Here is a 14901-nt window from a genome sequence, read left to right as displayed (position 1 = left end):
CTGGACCGATCCCGAACTACTCCTCGGTAATGTTTTGACCATGGGTCGAGTACTTCCGTTCGTGATCGCGGCGTTGCTCAGCGTCGTCGTGTTGTTCACCCCCGAGTCAGGTGTGCCGACCTCACCGCCCGGCACGGACAAGGTGATCCACACGCTGCTGTTCGCGTTGCTCGCGTTCACCGGCCTTTACGCGAAGATTCCTCATGTTTTGCCGCTGCTAGTGGTCTACGCAGGCGTTTCGGAGGTTCTTCAGCAGGTCATCACGCCACTGCACCGCAGTGGTGACGTGCTGGACGCGCTGGTGGACGTCGCCGGCATCGGCCTGGGCTGGGCTACCGCCGCGTGGATTCGCTCACGCCGACGTGGTCCTCGCACCACGAGTTGAACTCCTTGAGCTGCCGCCACGACTTGCGCACCCGGTCGAGGCACCCCGGCTCGTGCAGCACGTCGTCCGGCTCCCAGACCTTGCGCACCCAGATCGACCGGTGCTTGAGCAGGTCGAGGTGGGGATGGTCGTCGGCGAACCCGCGCGGCTTCGACTTCATCACGTCACCGTGCAGCGACCAGCCCTGCTTGAGCAGCTTGTCGATGATCTTGCGCAGCAGGATGCCGTGGGCGTCGACCGAGGCGCGGTAACGAGCCAGCTGGTCAGGGGCCATGTGGTACGAACCGCCGCCGGTCGCCAGGCCCTCCGAGCTGACCTGGGCGTAGTACGCGCCACCGCCGCGGCCCTTTTCGATCACGCCACCGCAGTGCGTCTTGTAGGGCGTCTTGTCCTTGGAGAACCGCACGTCGCGGTACGGCCGGAACACCTTGCCCTCGCCGAACTCCTTCTCCAGCGCGGCGAGCAGCGCCTCCATCGGCGCCTTCACGTCCCGCAGGTAGGTCTCCTTGTTGTCTTCCCAGTAGGCCTTCGAGTTGTCCAGTTCGAGGCCGTCGTAGAAGTCGATGGCGTACTCGCCAAAGCCGCTGAACGTCACCGAGTCAGCCTAGGCTGATCGCCCAAGCGCGTGAAATTCGTTTGAGCGCACACAATCAGGGCCATAATCAGATGAATGGCCCGCCGTATCAACGCGCTCGCGACCTGGTTGCACCGACTCGAGCCGGACGAGGTGGCCGCGCTGCTCGTGCACCGCCGAGACGTGGCGGACCGGTACCTCCGGACGTTGAAAGACCTCGCGACGCAGCTCACCGACTCGGACTCGGTGCACGCCGCGGAGGACACACTGGACCAGGGCGCGCTCGACGTGCTCGGTTCGATCGTGGCGCAGCAGAACCTGGGGACCGTCGACACGGTCTGCGCCGAGCTGCGGTGTTCGGTCGGCGACTTCGAACGGGCCTTCGGACAGCTCGAGGAACGCGCGCTGGCGTGGCCGGACGGGGCGAAGCTCATCGCGGTCAACTCGGTGCGGGCGAACGGCGCTCAACGCGACCAGCTGACGTTACGCCCAAGGACTCCGCGGAAGCGCAAGGCCTCGGCGGTCTCACCGGTCGTGGCCGCTATGTCCACTGTGGACGGCGTGGCACGGCTGCTGGCGTACTGCGAGCAGGACAGCTTCGACGCCCGATACACCGGTGGTGTCGCGACGGTGGAGATCCGCCGGGTGGCACGGGCGATGCGGGTCGCGGACGGCGTGCTCCGGTTGTGGCTGGAGCTCGCGGTCGAGGCGCAGCTGATCGGGGTGGAGCGCGGGCGGTTGCTGCCCACGAAGAACGGCGACGTCTGGCTCGACTCGCCTCCCGGCGCGCGGCTCGCGCAGCTGGTCGAGGCGTGGCGGCGGATGGACTGGCGGCCGGAGCCGGACCAGGCGCGGGCGGCGTTGCGCGACTACACCGGGGCGGCCGGGCTGGCACTGCGCCGCACCGCGCTGGAGCGGTTCTCGGCCGAGGAAGCCTTCGCGGACAACGCCGAACTGGTCGCCGACCTGGTCTGGGAACGGCCCGCGGTGCACGACGAACGGGCGACCGCGGCGGTGATCAGCGAGATGGAGTCGCTGGGGCTGGTGGCCGGAGGTGCGCTCACGCCGTTGGGCCAGGCCGTGCTGGAGAGCGGGGACGTCGAGGCCGCCGCGACCGAGCTGATGCCTCCCGCCGCCGAGAAAGCCGCGTTCCAGACGGACATGACGGCGGTGGTGAACGGCCTGCCGTCGCCGGAGCTCAGCGCGACGCTGAACCTGGTGGCGGACCTGGAGGACAACGACGCCGCACGGGTGTGGCGGCTGTCCGCCGGGTCGGTGCGGCGCGCCCTGGACACCGGGATGTCCGCCGACGAGGTGCTGGCGAAGCTCACCGCGGTCTCGGAAGTGCTGTTGCCGCAGGTGATCGTGTACCAGGTGCAGGACGTGGCACGGCGGCACGGGCATCTGACGGTGACCGAGGTGGCGAGCTGCGTGCGGGCCGAGGACACGGCGCTGCTGCGGGAGATCACGAAGTCGAAGCGGCTGGCGTCGCTGAAGCTGCGGTTCCTGGCACCGACCGTGCTGGCGTCCGCGCAGCCGATGGCGGACACGCTGGTGGCATTGCGCAAGGCCGGTTACGCGCCGACCGGGGTCGACGCCGGAGAACAGTCCATTGTGGAGCGTGTCGAACGGCTGAGGGCGCCGGCGCGGGGCGAACGGCGGCAGGACCGGTGGTGGCGGACCGAGCTGGACGACGTGGAGCTGACCCAGCTCGCGATCCGGCTGGTGGAACAGGAACGACCATCAGCGGGACGGGGCACGCCGCGGGCCAACGCGGCGCGGATGCTGCGCGACCAGAACGTCTTCCTGCGCGACGAAGAGGTGATGGTGCTGGCCGCGGCGCTGGTGGACGGGCTGCGCGTCGAGATCGGATACGCGAGCGGTCCGCGGCAGACGGAGACGCACGTGATCATCCCGGCCAAGCACCTGGAGGGCGTGCTGACGGCGGAGTGCGAGGACGGCTCGACCCGCGAGTTCTCCATCGGGCACGTCCGCAAGGTCGCCATACCCGCATGAACAGCTGGTGAAGTCCCACCGGCGCAAGTGATCACGTGCTGATACTGGAGTGGTGGCCGACCCGTTTTCCGCCGGACTGCTGATGTTGCTGGAGACCGTGCTGGAGCGCGTGCTGCTCGGTCTCTTCGACGTGGTGCACAAGGGTGCCAAGAACAAGAAGCGCCAGCGCGAGCTGACCCGGCCGGGACCTCTGGTCGAACGGATCAGCACCGAGCTGGCGCGCGGTGAGCTCAGCGCCGTCGAGCAGCACGAGTGGCAGGCCGCCGTCGACGCGGTGCGCGAGTCGATCGAGGCCTCGCTGCCGTTGCGGCAGGACGAGGCGCTGCGAGTGATGCTGACGCCCGAGTCGTTGCGGGCGTACGTGCTGTCCAGGTCCGACAAGATCCGGCGGGCGGCGGGGCTGTCCGACTCGGCGACGGCCGTTTACGACGCGCTGCTGATGCGGGCCTGCGTCGCGGTCGTGGAGCTGGTGTGGTCGCAGCCGGAGTACGCGCGCAGGCTCGCGGTGGAGATGTTCCGGATCGGCAGGGCGACCGCCGACGCCGTGGCGCGGCTCGCGGACCAGCAACAACTGGCGTTGACAGCCGCGCATCGGGACTTCGAGGACCGCTACGCCGAGCAGGTCGCGCTGTCGTTGGGCGGGCTTGAGCTGTTCGGGGTCTCGCGCGGACGGGCACCGCGGCGGCACTCGTTCGACACCTCGTACGTGTCGCTGGCGGTGGCACGGGTCGGTGACACCGACGAGCTGACCGGTGCGGGTCTGCCGGTCGCGGCTGCGTTGGCGGACACGCATCGGGTGCTGATCCGCGGCGGGGCGGGAGCGGGCAAGACGACGTTCCTGCGCTGGCTGGCGATGAACGCGCTGGGTGAGACGCGGACGTCGGGCAACGAGTGGCTCGGGCTGGTGCCGTTCTTCGTGCCGTTGCGGCAGTACACGACCTTGCCGAAGCCCGAGGAGTTCATCCGGCCGACCGCCTCGATGATCGAGGAGGAGAAGCCGGCGGGCTGGGTCACCACGCGGCTGCGGGAGGGGCGCGCGCTCGTTCTCATCGACGGTGTGGACGAACTGGTGTGGGAACGGCGGGAGGAAGCGCGCCAGTGGCTCTGCCGGCTGGTGAACGCCTATCCGCAGGCGCGGTACGCGATCACGACCCGCCCGGCCGCCGTGCCCGAGGACTGGATGGAGGAGTGCGACTTCGCGGCGTTCGACCTGTTGCCGTTGAGCGACAAGGGTGTGCGCGACTTCGTGGAGGCCTGGCACACCGCCGCCCGTGACGAACCCGGCCTGACGCGCGACGCGCGGGTGTGGCTGACCGACTGCGAGGCGCGGCTGGTGGCGACACTGGCGAAGCGGCCGGACCTGCGGCGGCTGGCGTCGAGCCCGTTGCTGGCCGGGCTGTTGTGCGCGCTGCACCAGGACCGGAACATGCACCTGCCGCGCGATCGACGCTCGCTGTACGAGGCGGCACTGGACCTGCTGCTGGTGCGGTGGGACGAGGACCGCGGGCTCGCGCTGCCGTCGTTCTCCAAGGAGGAGCAGCTCGTTCTGCTGCAGCGGTTCGCGTACTCGTTGGTGCGCAACCGGGAGCTGATGGTGCCGCGAGAGGAAGCCGTGCACCGGCTCGGGAACGCGATGCGCGGACTGCGTTCGCACGACATCGACCCGGACGAGGCGATGCAGCGCCTGCTCGAACGGGCCGGGCTGCTGCGCGAGGTGTCGTCCGAACGCGTGCAGTTCGTGCACCGGACGTTCCGGGACTACCTGGCGGCCAAGGAGGTCGTCGACGCCGGTGACCTGAACCTGTTGGTGGACAGGGCACATCTCGACGAGTGGCACGACGTCGTGGTCATGGCCGTCGCGCATGCCCGGCCGCGCGAACGGGCTCGCGTGCTGATGGACCTGTTGGCGGGCAACGACGACACGCGCAAGGACGAACGCGGCCGGGACAAGTTGCGGCTGCTGGCTTTGGCCTGCCTCGAACAGGCCGACGTGATCGAGCCGGAGACGGCACGGGCGCAGGTGACTTCCGCGGCCGCGTCGCTCATCCCGCCGAAGAGCTTCGCGCACGCCGACGCGCTGGCCGAGGCGGGTTCGTTCGTGGTGGACCTGTTACCCGGACCCGAGGCGACCGACGAGGCCGCCTACATCGTGCGGACGCTGGCCAACATCGGCGGCGAGGGCGCGTGGGAGCGGATCGCGGAGTTCGTCGCGGTGGACCACGCGATGGTCATCGACGAGTTGCTGCGGGCGTGGCGGAACACGCCGGACGCGGAGAACTACGCGAAGACCGTGCTGTCCAAAGTAGACTTCGGTGATCGGCGGGTGGACGTCCGCGGCTGGCACCGGATCCAGTTCATCATGCACCTGGAGAAGCTGCGGCACGTGCGGTGCATCGGCAACATCAACCCGCTCGACCCGCTGGGCGCCATGCCGTCGCTGCACCGGCTGGAGCTGTGGCAGAACGAGGTCATGCGCGAGCTCGGGCCGCTGGCCGTGTCGAGGTCGCTGAAGGAGCTGCACCTGTCGCGGTGCCGGCCGCTCGGACGGATCGACCTGGCGCCGGTGAAGGACCTGGACGAGCTGCACCTGCACTTCAGCCGGGTCGACCTGGCGTCGCTGGCCGGCGGCCTGGTGCGACGGCTGCAGATCCGTGACACGGCGATCGACGACGGCCTGGCCGCGCTGCCGGACCTGCCCGCGTTGCGCGAGCTCGCGATCGACCACCGCCCGCCCTACTCGCTGGCAGGGCTGGAGCGGTGGCCGGCCATCACGAAACTGGAGGTGTTCGGCGTGCCGGCGGCGGACGACCTGCGCGTGCTGCCGGCGTTGGAACATCTCGTCGCGCACCAGCCGGAGTCGTTGGCACGGCTGGAGGAACTGCGTCAGGCGTTGCCCGGGGTGACCATCACCACCTGATGTCGTCGAGGCTGCCGAGCGGCTTGCGCTCGGTCTCGTCGAGGAGCTGGACGGCAGCGGTGTCGGCGGCGTGCAGCTCGGCCGGGAAGGTGAAGCTCACGCGCTTCTCCAGCTCGGTCACCGAAACCTGGAACACGCGGAACTCGTCCAGGTCGAGCGCTTCGGCCAGGACGAGGTTCTGCGTGAGCAGGAACGCGCTGCAGCGCAGCTCGCCGTTCACCACGAACGCGATCGCCTTGTAGAACTCGCGCGGGATCGCGACACCGCGGAACACCCGGTCGTCGGCGTTGAAGACCGGCCCGCCGTAGACGCTGACCCTGAGGTTGTCGACGTCGACGTCCTCGAGCACGGCGTCTTCCAACCGGCCCCAGAGCCCTGCCTTGGTGCTCTGGTTGAAGTCGTCCATCTGCGGCGTGATGTTCGTGAAGAAGAACGAGTCCTTGTTCGCCTTCTGCGCCTCCGCCTTCGGGCCCCAGCACAGGTCGGCGCGCCGCGCGAGGTGGCCGCGGTCGAGCCTGTTGTCGCGGTAGAGCTCGTCGCCGGTCTGGAACTCGGCCGGGATCCGCGGGTCCTTGACGAACGGGATGCCGGTGCGGGGCAAGGCCTTCATCTCGCCGCCGTCGATGTTCCACGCGACCCAGCTCGCGAACTTGCGAGACTTGCTCATCGCGAGCGAGAAGTGCGTGTAGTCGATCGTGGTCGAGCCGTTGAGCTCGACCGCGTCGGCTGCCCCTGACTCGGTCAGGACCGGGGTCCCGGCAGCGGTGCCGAGGAACTCCGCGTCAAAACCCGTCTTCACGGCTGTGCTGGTCATGTGTTCTCCCCCTACTGGTTCATCTGCAGGGTCGACACATGCCACAGGGCCGTTAGCCGGATACACCCGAACGGCCCAGTGTTCATCAGCTCTTCTTCACCAATTTGCCGTCCGGGGCGATCGCGAACCACTCGTCGTCGACGCCCTGGCCGTTCACGTCACCGGCGACCTGGTCTCCCACGTAGTAGTAGAGCGGCCACTTTCCGTACACGGCCTGCGAACTCTCGTCGATCTGCGAGACCAGGCTCGTGTCTGCACCGTCCTTCGCCTCCACTGTGGACTGAGCGGTGAGGGCGGGCCAGACGGCGATGCAGTCGGCGTCGCACGCGCTGGACTTGTTTTCATCCTTGGTGAATGCGTAGAGAGTCCGTCCCGATTGGTCGACCAGGATCGGGCCGAGATCGGACTGCGCGATCTTCACCTCCGCCTTGACCGGCACCTCCTGCTGCGCAACCTGTTGCGGCGCCTCGTTTCCGCAGGCCACCAGCGTCGCGAGCAGGGCGGGCAGAGCGAGAATTCCCATACGTGCGCGCATCTTCGTCTCCAAAGTGGTCGTCCCTGTTCCACCGTCGACACGTGTGGAGACGTCGTTCGGTTCACTAACGAACTTTCTTTGAACCGAATCCGATCGACGTCCGTGTTGGTGGTGTCGGGTCCGCCAGACCCCCCGACTCCCACTGAGGAGCCTTGGAGTACACCCCATGTCTCGCAACAAAACTGTCGCTGCCGCATGCCTGCTGGGCGCCGCGCTCGGCCTAGGAGTGGTCACGCCGGCGTCCGCCGCACAGGACGCGGTGACCGTGAAGATCACGAACCAGGCCGGGTACGAGGCCACGTTCTGCGCCGCCGACGTGCTGGAAGGCCGTTGTCTGGACGGCGCCAAGAAGGGCGAGTCGCGGACTTTCACCGTGAAGCCCGGCAAGGGGCCGATCGAGGTCCGCGTGGTCGTGAAGAACGGCGGTTCGGCGTTCCAGAACTTCACCGCCGACGGTCCGACGCTGAACATCGACGCCGGTGGTTCGGCCGAGAAGCCGACCGCCACGAAGGCCGCCGGCAACGGTGGAGGCCACGGTGGTCACAACCCGGCGCCCACCCAGACGCAGCCAGCGCCGACGCAGCCCGCTCCGGCGCCGGTGAAGGGCAAGCCGGTCTTCTTCTCCGCCGACCTCGACGGCAAGCAGGAGGTCCCCACGCCCGGTGGCCCCGCCGTCGGTGACGCGGACGGTTCCGCGAAGGCGCTGGTCGAGGTGCGCGGTGACCGCGTGACGTTCGCGGTGGAGTGGAAGAAGACGGCCCAGCTGACGCTCGGCCACATCCACCAGGGCAACGCCGGTCAGAACGGCCCGGTGAAGGTCAACCTCTTCACCACGCCGATGCCGGAGACGCTGTCCGCGGCGGCCGGTCAGACCGTGATCGACCCGAAGCTCGCTGAGGAGATCCGGCGCAACCCAGCCGGCTTCTACGTGAACCTGCACAGCACCGACCGGCCGGGCGGCGCCGTCCGCGCGCAGCTCAAGCCGCTCGGCAAGAACGTGAACCCGCTCGACATCATCAAGGGCGGCAAGCTCCGCGCGTTCTCCAACGGCCGCAACGAGGTGCCGGTCGAGAACGGCCCGAAGGTCGGTGACCCGGACGGCCAGGCCATCACGTTCGTGCAGCCCAGCGGTACCGGTGTCGACTTCTCGCTGGCGTGGGTGAACATCGACGCGCCGACGCTCGGCCACGTCCACCAGGGCGCGAAGGGCGTCAACGGCCCCGTGAAGATCACGTTCTTCGGCACGGCCGTCCCGAACGGCATCTTCGCGGTGTCCGGCACGGTCGCCGGCGTCGACAAGGTGGCGCTGGACGCGCTGAAGAAGGCGCCGAAGGACTTCTACTCGAACATCCACACGGCGACGTTCCCCGGCGGTGCGGTGCGCGGCCAGTTCACCACGCACTAGGGACCACCTGAATAGAGGCGCCGCGGCCGCGACCCCCACGGCCGCGGCGCCGATCCCTATCTCCCGACCAACTCCACCGTCTTGCCGGCGCGGCGGGACTCGTCGACCCACTGGTCGATGGCCTGCCCGCACGCCTGGTCGAGGTGCCGGACCCCGCTCAGGTCCATCCGGACGTGCTCCCGGTCGACCCGGTCCAGCGCGTCCAGCAGCCTCGGCAACCTGAGGAACGTCGCGTTGCCCTTGAGCGCCACCCCGTCCGTGGTGATGGTGACGGAGAGGCGGGACACGTCCCAGGCCGTCTTCACGACTGCGGCCAGCAACCCGACCAGCGTTCCGGTCAACAGGTCCGTGGCCACGATGAGCCCGGCGGTGAGCACCAGCACGGCGACTTCCGCCCGGTCAGTGCGCCACAGGCTCGCGACCTGCTTCAGGCCGAGCAGCTTCCACCCGGCGTGCACCAGAACCGCGGCCAGCACGGCGAGCGGGATGAGCGTGAGCAGCCCCGGCAGCAACACCACGAACAGCAAGAGCCACACGCCGTGCAGCACTCGTGAGAGCTTCGTACGGGCGCCGGCCTGGACGTTGGCCGCACTGCGCACGATCACCGCCGTCATCGGCAACGCGCCGAGCAACCCGCAGATGGAGTTGCCGACGCCCTGCGCGACCAGTTCCCGGTTGTAGCGCGTGCGCGGCCCGTTGTGCATCCGGTCGACCGCCGCCGCGCTGAACATGCTCTCCGCGGATGCGACGAGGGCGAACACCACGGCCGTGCCGACAACTCCGGTGCTCAGCAACGAGAGGTCCGGCAGGTGCAGGTCCTGCTTGAGCGCCCCGACGTCGATGCGTTGCACCGGCGAAGCGAACACCGCTGCGAGTGCCGTGCAGGTCACGACACCCACGAGCACACCAGGCACAACGCGCAGCGGAGTCCGTTGCCACAACAGCATGATCACGACGGTGAGCAGCCCGAGCGCCAACGCCACCGGTGACTGCATGAGCGGCTTCAGCTGCCCGAAGACGAGCACCAACCCGATGCCCGCGAGCATCCCCTGCACCACCGACGGCGAGATCGCCCGGAACCACCGCCCGCACCTGGCTAAGCCGAGTGCCGTCTGCAGCAGCCCAGCACCCAGCACGATCACGCCGAGCGCCTGGATCCCGTGCGCGCTGACCGCGTCCGCGACCAGCACCGTGAGCCCGGCGGCCGGCCCGCTCACCTGCATCGTGCTGCCCGGCAACAACCCGACGACGATGCCGCCGACCACCCCGGTCACGATCCCGAGCTCGGCCGGCACCCCGGACGCCACCGCCACACCAACGCACAGCGGCAGCGCCACGAGGAACACGACGACCGACGAACCGAGATCGGCCCAATACTTGTTCATCTGTCGAAACCCTTACAGCGGCAGGAAGGCGTGCTCGGCACACGCGGAGACCTCGCCGGTCTCGATGTCGTAGAACCACCCGTGCACCCGCAGCTCACCATTGCCCACCTTCTCGGCGACGAACGGGTACTCGAGGAGTGTCTGCAGCTGCTTGCGAACGTGCTCCTGCCCTTCTTTCCGCATCGCCGGATCCGCGAGCTTGCCGGGTGCCTTCCGCCCCGGCCGCAACCAGCCGCGCATGGCCGGCAGGTGGTCGATCTTCGCGCCGTTCAACGCCGTGACCGCACCGCAGTGCGAGTGCCCGCACACGACGAGCTCGCTGACCCCGAGCTGCAGCACGGCGAACTCGATCGTCGCCATCTCGCTGGACGGCCGCGTGAGCGAGTACCGCGGGATGACGTTGCCCGCGGTGCGGAGCTCGAAGAGCGACCCCGGCTCCGCACCGGTGATCTCGGCGGTCACGATGCGTGAGTCGGCGCACGTGATGAACATCGTGGTGGGCGTCTGGCCCTTCGCGAGCTTCTGCCCGGCGGCGCGTGAGCGTGAGCGGGCGTGTTCGCGGGCATGCTGAACAAAGCGATGGAAGTCCATGGGAATCCCTCACTGCTAAGGAAGAAGTGTTCGGTTTGATCGGACTGCGCCTTTCGAAAACCGGCAGTCCGGGTTCGAGTCGACGAAAAGCGTGTCGACTCGAACCCGGAGGGGACCGACCAATCAGTTCCGGAACACCTGCAGCGCGGGTGGTGTGCGCCAAACAGCTATGGGCTCGGCCGCTTCCACGAGGCTCTTCACAGCGGCAGACCGGGGAGCCCACGACACGACAGACGGCCGTGCCTCGGTGGAAACGCGCTCAACGGCAGCAGCGGCAGCGAGCATGCGCAGCCGACTGGGTTCGCGCTCCTCGCGGGGCGCTTCCTCCTTGGGCACAGAGGTCTTGGACTTGGGCGGCGGCGCCCCGATGGAGACGGGCGTGACCGCCGGAGCCAGCACGGCGCACAGGGCGACCACGACCGCGAGCAGAACGCTGCGCATGGCTCACCCCCGACCGAGTTGATCTACAGCTACCAGTTTCGCCCGAAGCGGACAACCTGCGCGATATACGAGACGCAGATCGCCCGTATCCAGCACGAGATTCACCCGAAAGTGCTTACGGGTTTCACTGACTGGAACGGAACCGGGACGAGTACCGGTCCACTAGGGACAGAGCGGAACCTGCTCCACACCAGGAAAGTGCTCAGCCCACACCTCCACCGGGTAGGTGTCCACGGTCTTGCCGCACGCACTCGTCACCGCGCCGGCGATGTCGAGGTCCAAACGCCGCCACTCCTGGTAGAAGCGGAAGTTCATGAGCACGAACAACGCATCGAGTCTTGACGAGAGATGGCCGAGTGCAACCTTTCCGTCGTTCCCTGTCGGCAGCGGCAGCACCCACCGCTGCGCGGTGAGATCACGGGATTCCCACAGCGCGATTGACTGTTGTGTCTCGACGACGACCACGGGGTCGGTGGATCCACCGGTGCCGGTGTGCAGCGATATGAACGTGCCCTGAGGGAAGCTGCGCGTGGTGAGCGGTTGCGAGTTGCCCGTTTTCGCCGGCCACGTCGAGACCCGCTGTTGCATGCCCTGCTGCTGCACCACCGTGACCCGCTCACCATCATCAGAGAACCTGACGTCGTGGACGGACCCGCCTAGGCCCTCGCCGAACACCCGTATCTTCTGCGGCTGTCCGTGAGCGGGCACCTCGTGGACGGCCACTGTCTGGTCGTTGCCGCTGCCTTCCAGCAACGCCACCCGGTCGTGCCGACCGGCGAACCACGAGCGGCTTCCAGGCAGGCTGCCGACCACCACCGGCTTCGCCAGATCGCTCAGACTCCACACCGTGGTGAGCGCGGGGTTCGTCTCGATGGCCAGAACGTGCCGGCTGTCCGGCGACCAGGTGCCGATCTGCGTCGCGGAGATCGTCGCCTGTCTGACCGGCTGCCGGACGTCGCTGATGTCCCAGACGATGAACTGTCCCTCCTCATCGGCGGGCGTCAGCAGTACCTGGCTGTCCGGGCTGATGCTCGGACTGGTCACGAAACCCGTCGTCATGCCCAGTCTGCCGTCCGGCCTGACCGCCATGCCTCCCTTATGGACGCTTTTGCCGGCGGGGACGGAGGACTTCTCCTCCAGCTTGTCCTCGGTGATGGAGTAGATGGTCAGCTTGTCGTCGTCGATGCCGGCCAGCACGAGCACGTCCGCCCCGACCACGATCTCCCTGTAGGGTTCGAGGAAGCGAACACCCCGGACCGCGGCCGCTGCGCTGATGAGCGCGCCTGCGGTCTCCGGCGACGGATGGATCCGATACGCCGTGAGCGCGACCTTCGCGGCACTGCGCGGATCGGCGTTGATGAGGTCGGCGGAGGCTTGGACCGCCCTCAGGGCAAGGGCCGTGTTGCGTTGCTGAGTCGCGTTGTCCTGCGCGCGCGACGCGAAGATGAGCGCTGCGGTCACCACCAGGACCAGCACGGTGAGCACGGCGATCAGGATGCGCTGCCGCCGAATCTGCAGCCGCGTCGAGCTCTGTTCCTGTTCCTGCGCAGCAACAGAGGCCTCCAGGAACGTCTGCTCCAGCTCCGTGAGCCCCACGTCCTCAGCGGCCCAGTCGGCAATGAGCGCAAGCCTGTTGCCACGCAACAAAGTCGACGGATCCCGCCCGTGCGTCTGCCACACCACCGCCGCATCGGTGAGCTCCCGATGCAGCCGATGCCCCTCCCGATCGGCGTTGAGCCACCGCTGCAACCGAGGCCAAGCACTGATCAGCGCCTCGTGCGTGATCTCCACCGTGTCCCGGTCGAGGGTGAGCAACCTGGCGTCGCTCAAGGTGTTCAGCACCTTCTGAACGTCCGCGGTGTCGTCGAGCTCAGCCCGCCGAACCCGGCGCTTCGTGTCCTCAGTCCCGTCCCCCAACGCGATCAGGCGCCGGAACAGGTGCTGGGTCACCCCCTGCTGCGGCGTGGTCATGCCGCCGAAAACGGTCTCCGCGGTCCGGGCGAGCGCGCCCTCGAACCCACCGGTGGTCTGAAACCCCACGAGGGTCAGCATGTTGCCCTTGCGCCGCCGCCAGGTCTGCAACAGGGCGTGTGAGAGCAACGGCAGACTCCCGGCCTGACCGTGAGCGTGCGCGACGAGCACGCTCAGCAGGTCGCTCTCGACCGCGCAGCCCACGATCCGAGCGGGCCGGACGATCGCACGGCGCAGTTCGTCGGCGGTCATCGGGCCTACGGTGACCTGCGCGTCCTGCAAGGCTTCGGCCAGTTCGGGATGCAGGGCGCAGTGCGCGTAGAAGTCCGCGCGCACGCCCACCACCACCCGGCCGCGCGGACCGACGTTGAGCAGCAGCTCCAGAAAAGCCTGCCGTTCGCCGGCATCCGTGCAGAGGGTGAAGACCTCCTCGAACTGGTCGACGACGAACACGACCTCGGCGCCCGCGGGATGTTCGGCCAGCAGCTGGTCGATCAGCGAGCACAACGCGGCGGGACCGGTGGCGAGGTCGCGCGAGACAGCCGGCGTGGTGGCACCCAGCAAGGACGACAGATGCAGTGCCCACTCGTGCAACGGGTGCACACCGGGCGTGAACAAAACGATCGGGTTCAACGGTGAATCCGCGTAAAGCGCCGGAATCAGCCCGGCTCGCAACGTCGACGACTTTCCGGCACCGGAAGGGCCGAACACCGCCAGAAAGCGGTGGCGCCGCAATCGTGAGCGCAGATCCTCGACCAGACGTTCACGACCGAAGAACAATTCCGCGTCGTCCGGACCGTAAGCCGAAAGGCCCACGTACGGAGCATTGCCCGATTCCGGCGGCAGAGCGTTCGCGTGACCGTTGAGTTCGGCGGCAACGTCGTGCCAGCGGCGTTCCCATTCATCCCGGTCGCCACCGCACGCCTCGACGTAAGCGAGGGTCACCGCGAGGCTCGGCAGCTGACGTCCGCCTGCCGCGTCGGACAACGTCGTGGACGAGTAATGGGCCTGCCTGGCCAGCTCACGATAGGGCGGACTGCCCGCCTCGGCCCGCAGTTTGCGCAGTTCAGCAGCGAACTCGACCAGTGGCGAGCCGTCGTCCTCTAGTGGTCGCTCAGTGCGCGGCATGACGGCAATCCTCCCCCTGGATCCCCTCCCTGATCCGCCCGGATTGTCCCGATGATGATGTCCGGAGTCCAGTTCCCGACACCGGACAACGCGGATCGCACTACACCTGAATCAGCAATCGAACGGAAAGGACAGCCACGGCGTAGAACAAGCGATTCGCGCCGATCGGGACTGCGCTCGCCGCACTCCTGATGGCGCTCGGAACGTTCCTCAGCCTTCCCGCGGCGAACGCCGCAGAACCAGCAAGGAGAACCGATGACCATCATCCGCACGCTGACCCGCGCCGTCGCCGCATTCGCCATCAGCGCCCTCGCGCTCATCACCAGCCCGATCGCCAACGCCGACGAACAGAGCGCCCTCGCCTGCACGACGGTCGGCAACGTGGCCGGCACCGTCCAGCACTTCACGCTCTACGACGGGACCGGACGCGACGGCGCCTGCATCACCTTCTACGACTACGGCAACTGCACCGCAGGCTACGGCGACGTCGAAGGCCTCTACAACCTGCGCGCCTGGGGCTGGGACAACCGAGCCAGCTCGCTGCTCACCCGCAACAGCTGCGACGTCCGCCTGTTCGACGCGTTCGACTGTCCTGGCACCGGCGCGAAGTCGGGCTGGATCGACTACAGCGAGAACCTCGGCACCTGGAGCAACCGCGCCAGCTGCCTGACCGTGAGCTGAAAGGCGAACGCCCCGGTCGACGTCGTTGTCGGCCGGGGCGTCATGCTGCTCTCCGCTG

At 68.1% G+C, this 14901-nt stretch carries 12 protein-coding genes; 5 read left to right on the top strand and 7 right to left on the bottom strand.

The window, feature by feature from the left end:
* The first annotated feature begins 40 nt into the window (after nt 1-40).
* Complete coding sequence (locus LFM09_RS37760; RefSeq protein WP_414101408.1) at nt 41-385, top strand: VanZ family protein; 345 nt, start codon at nt 41-43, stop codon at nt 383-385.
* Here LFM09_RS37760 and LFM09_RS37755 read toward each other — a convergent pair.
* Nucleotides 333-980: a DUF2461 domain-containing protein gene (locus LFM09_RS37755; protein WP_414101407.1), complete on the bottom strand. Its 648-nt coding sequence runs from the start codon at nt 978-980 to the stop codon at nt 333-335. The genes LFM09_RS37760 and LFM09_RS37755 overlap by 53 nt on opposite strands.
* 75 nt (nt 981-1055) lie before the next feature.
* Between LFM09_RS37755 and LFM09_RS37750 the strand changes: the two genes are divergently transcribed.
* Nucleotides 1056-2975, top strand: a complete 1920-nt coding sequence (locus tag LFM09_RS37750; RefSeq protein WP_414101406.1) for a helicase-associated domain-containing protein — start codon at nt 1056-1058, stop codon at nt 2973-2975.
* Between the two features lie 52 nt (nt 2976-3027).
* Nucleotides 3028-5892 (top strand): NACHT domain-containing protein, encoded by a 2865-nt coding sequence (locus tag LFM09_RS37745; protein WP_414101405.1) that lies wholly within the window; start codon nt 3028-3030, stop codon nt 5890-5892.
* Here LFM09_RS37745 and LFM09_RS37740 read toward each other — a convergent pair.
* Nucleotides 5882-6706, bottom strand: coding sequence for a DNA/RNA non-specific endonuclease (locus LFM09_RS37740; protein WP_414101404.1), 825 nt, complete (start codon nt 6704-6706; stop codon nt 5882-5884). The two genes, LFM09_RS37745 and LFM09_RS37740, sit on opposite strands and share 11 nt — an antisense overlap.
* Before the next feature lie 85 nt (nt 6707-6791).
* Nucleotides 6792-7241, bottom strand: coding sequence for a hypothetical protein (locus LFM09_RS37735; RefSeq protein ID WP_414101403.1), 450 nt, complete (start codon nt 7239-7241; stop codon nt 6792-6794).
* Between the two features lie 166 nt (nt 7242-7407).
* Between LFM09_RS37735 and LFM09_RS37730 the strand changes: the two genes are divergently transcribed.
* On the top strand, nt 7408-8646 hold the full coding sequence (locus LFM09_RS37730; protein WP_414101402.1) for a CHRD domain-containing protein: 1239 nt from the start codon (nt 7408-7410) through the stop codon (nt 8644-8646).
* Nucleotides 8647-8702: 56 nt separating this feature from the next.
* Here LFM09_RS37730 and LFM09_RS37725 read toward each other — a convergent pair whose 3' ends face one another.
* The 4 genes from LFM09_RS37725 to LFM09_RS37710 all read right to left on the bottom strand — a co-directional run bounded on the left by LFM09_RS37725 (nt 8703) and on the right by LFM09_RS37710 (nt 14162).
* Complete coding sequence (locus LFM09_RS37725; RefSeq protein WP_414101401.1) at nt 8703-10031, bottom strand: SulP family inorganic anion transporter; 1329 nt, start codon at nt 10029-10031, stop codon at nt 8703-8705.
* 12 nt (nt 10032-10043) lie between these two features.
* The gene (locus tag LFM09_RS37720; RefSeq protein ID WP_414101400.1) at nt 10044-10622 is read right to left on the bottom strand and encodes a carbonic anhydrase; all 579 of its coding nucleotides are present in this window, start codon (nt 10620-10622) and stop codon (nt 10044-10046) included.
* Between the two features lie 123 nt (nt 10623-10745).
* Nucleotides 10746-11063 carry a hypothetical protein gene (locus tag LFM09_RS37715; protein ID WP_414101399.1) on the bottom strand — a complete coding sequence of 106 codons (318 nt, stop codon included), beginning with the start codon at nt 11061-11063 and terminating at the stop codon, nt 10746-10748.
* Between the two features lie 162 nt (nt 11064-11225).
* Nucleotides 11226-14162, bottom strand: a complete 2937-nt coding sequence (locus LFM09_RS37710) for a helix-turn-helix domain-containing protein (RefSeq protein ID WP_414101398.1) — start codon at nt 14160-14162, stop codon at nt 11226-11228.
* Between the two features lie 255 nt (nt 14163-14417).
* On the opposite strand from LFM09_RS37710, the gene LFM09_RS37705 reads away from it, so the two are divergent.
* The gene (locus tag LFM09_RS37705; protein WP_414101397.1) at nt 14418-14843 is read left to right on the top strand and encodes a hypothetical protein; all 426 of its coding nucleotides are present in this window, start codon (nt 14418-14420) and stop codon (nt 14841-14843) included.
* Nucleotides 14844-14901 lie beyond the last annotated feature (58 nt).

Origin of the sequence: Lentzea alba, assembly GCF_047445655.1 — a bacterium.
Taxonomy (GTDB): domain Bacteria; phylum Actinomycetota; class Actinomycetes; order Mycobacteriales; family Pseudonocardiaceae; genus Lentzea; species Lentzea alba_A.
Note: the sequence above shows the minus strand (reverse complement) of the source record. Positions and strands in the feature narration are given on the sequence as shown.

Excerpts from the sequence above, each read along its gene's own strand:
- LFM09_RS37760 (WP_414101408.1), top strand. The coding sequence starts at position 41 with ATGGGTCGAGTACTTCCGTTCGTGATCGCGGCGTTGCTCAGCGTCGTC.
- LFM09_RS37750 (WP_414101406.1), top strand. The coding sequence starts at position 1,056 with ATGGCCCGCCGTATCAACGCGCTCGCGACCTGGTTGCACCGACTCGAG.
- LFM09_RS37740 (WP_414101404.1), bottom strand. The coding sequence starts at position 6,706 with ATGACCAGCACAGCCGTGAAGACGGGTTTTGACGCGGAGTTCCTCGGC.
- LFM09_RS37735 (WP_414101403.1), bottom strand. The coding sequence starts at position 7,241 with ATGCGCGCACGTATGGGAATTCTCGCTCTGCCCGCCCTGCTCGCGACG.
- LFM09_RS37730 (WP_414101402.1), top strand. The coding sequence starts at position 7,408 with ATGTCTCGCAACAAAACTGTCGCTGCCGCATGCCTGCTGGGCGCCGCG.
- LFM09_RS37725 (WP_414101401.1), bottom strand. The coding sequence starts at position 10,031 with ATGAACAAGTATTGGGCCGATCTCGGTTCGTCGGTCGTCGTGTTCCTC.
- LFM09_RS37720 (WP_414101400.1), bottom strand. The coding sequence starts at position 10,622 with ATGGACTTCCATCGCTTTGTTCAGCATGCCCGCGAACACGCCCGCTCA.
- LFM09_RS37715 (WP_414101399.1), bottom strand. The coding sequence starts at position 11,063 with ATGCGCAGCGTTCTGCTCGCGGTCGTGGTCGCCCTGTGCGCCGTGCTG.
- LFM09_RS37710 (WP_414101398.1), bottom strand. The coding sequence starts at position 14,162 with ATGCCGCGCACTGAGCGACCACTAGAGGACGACGGCTCGCCACTGGTC.
- LFM09_RS37705 (WP_414101397.1), top strand. The coding sequence starts at position 14,418 with ATGACCATCATCCGCACGCTGACCCGCGCCGTCGCCGCATTCGCCATC.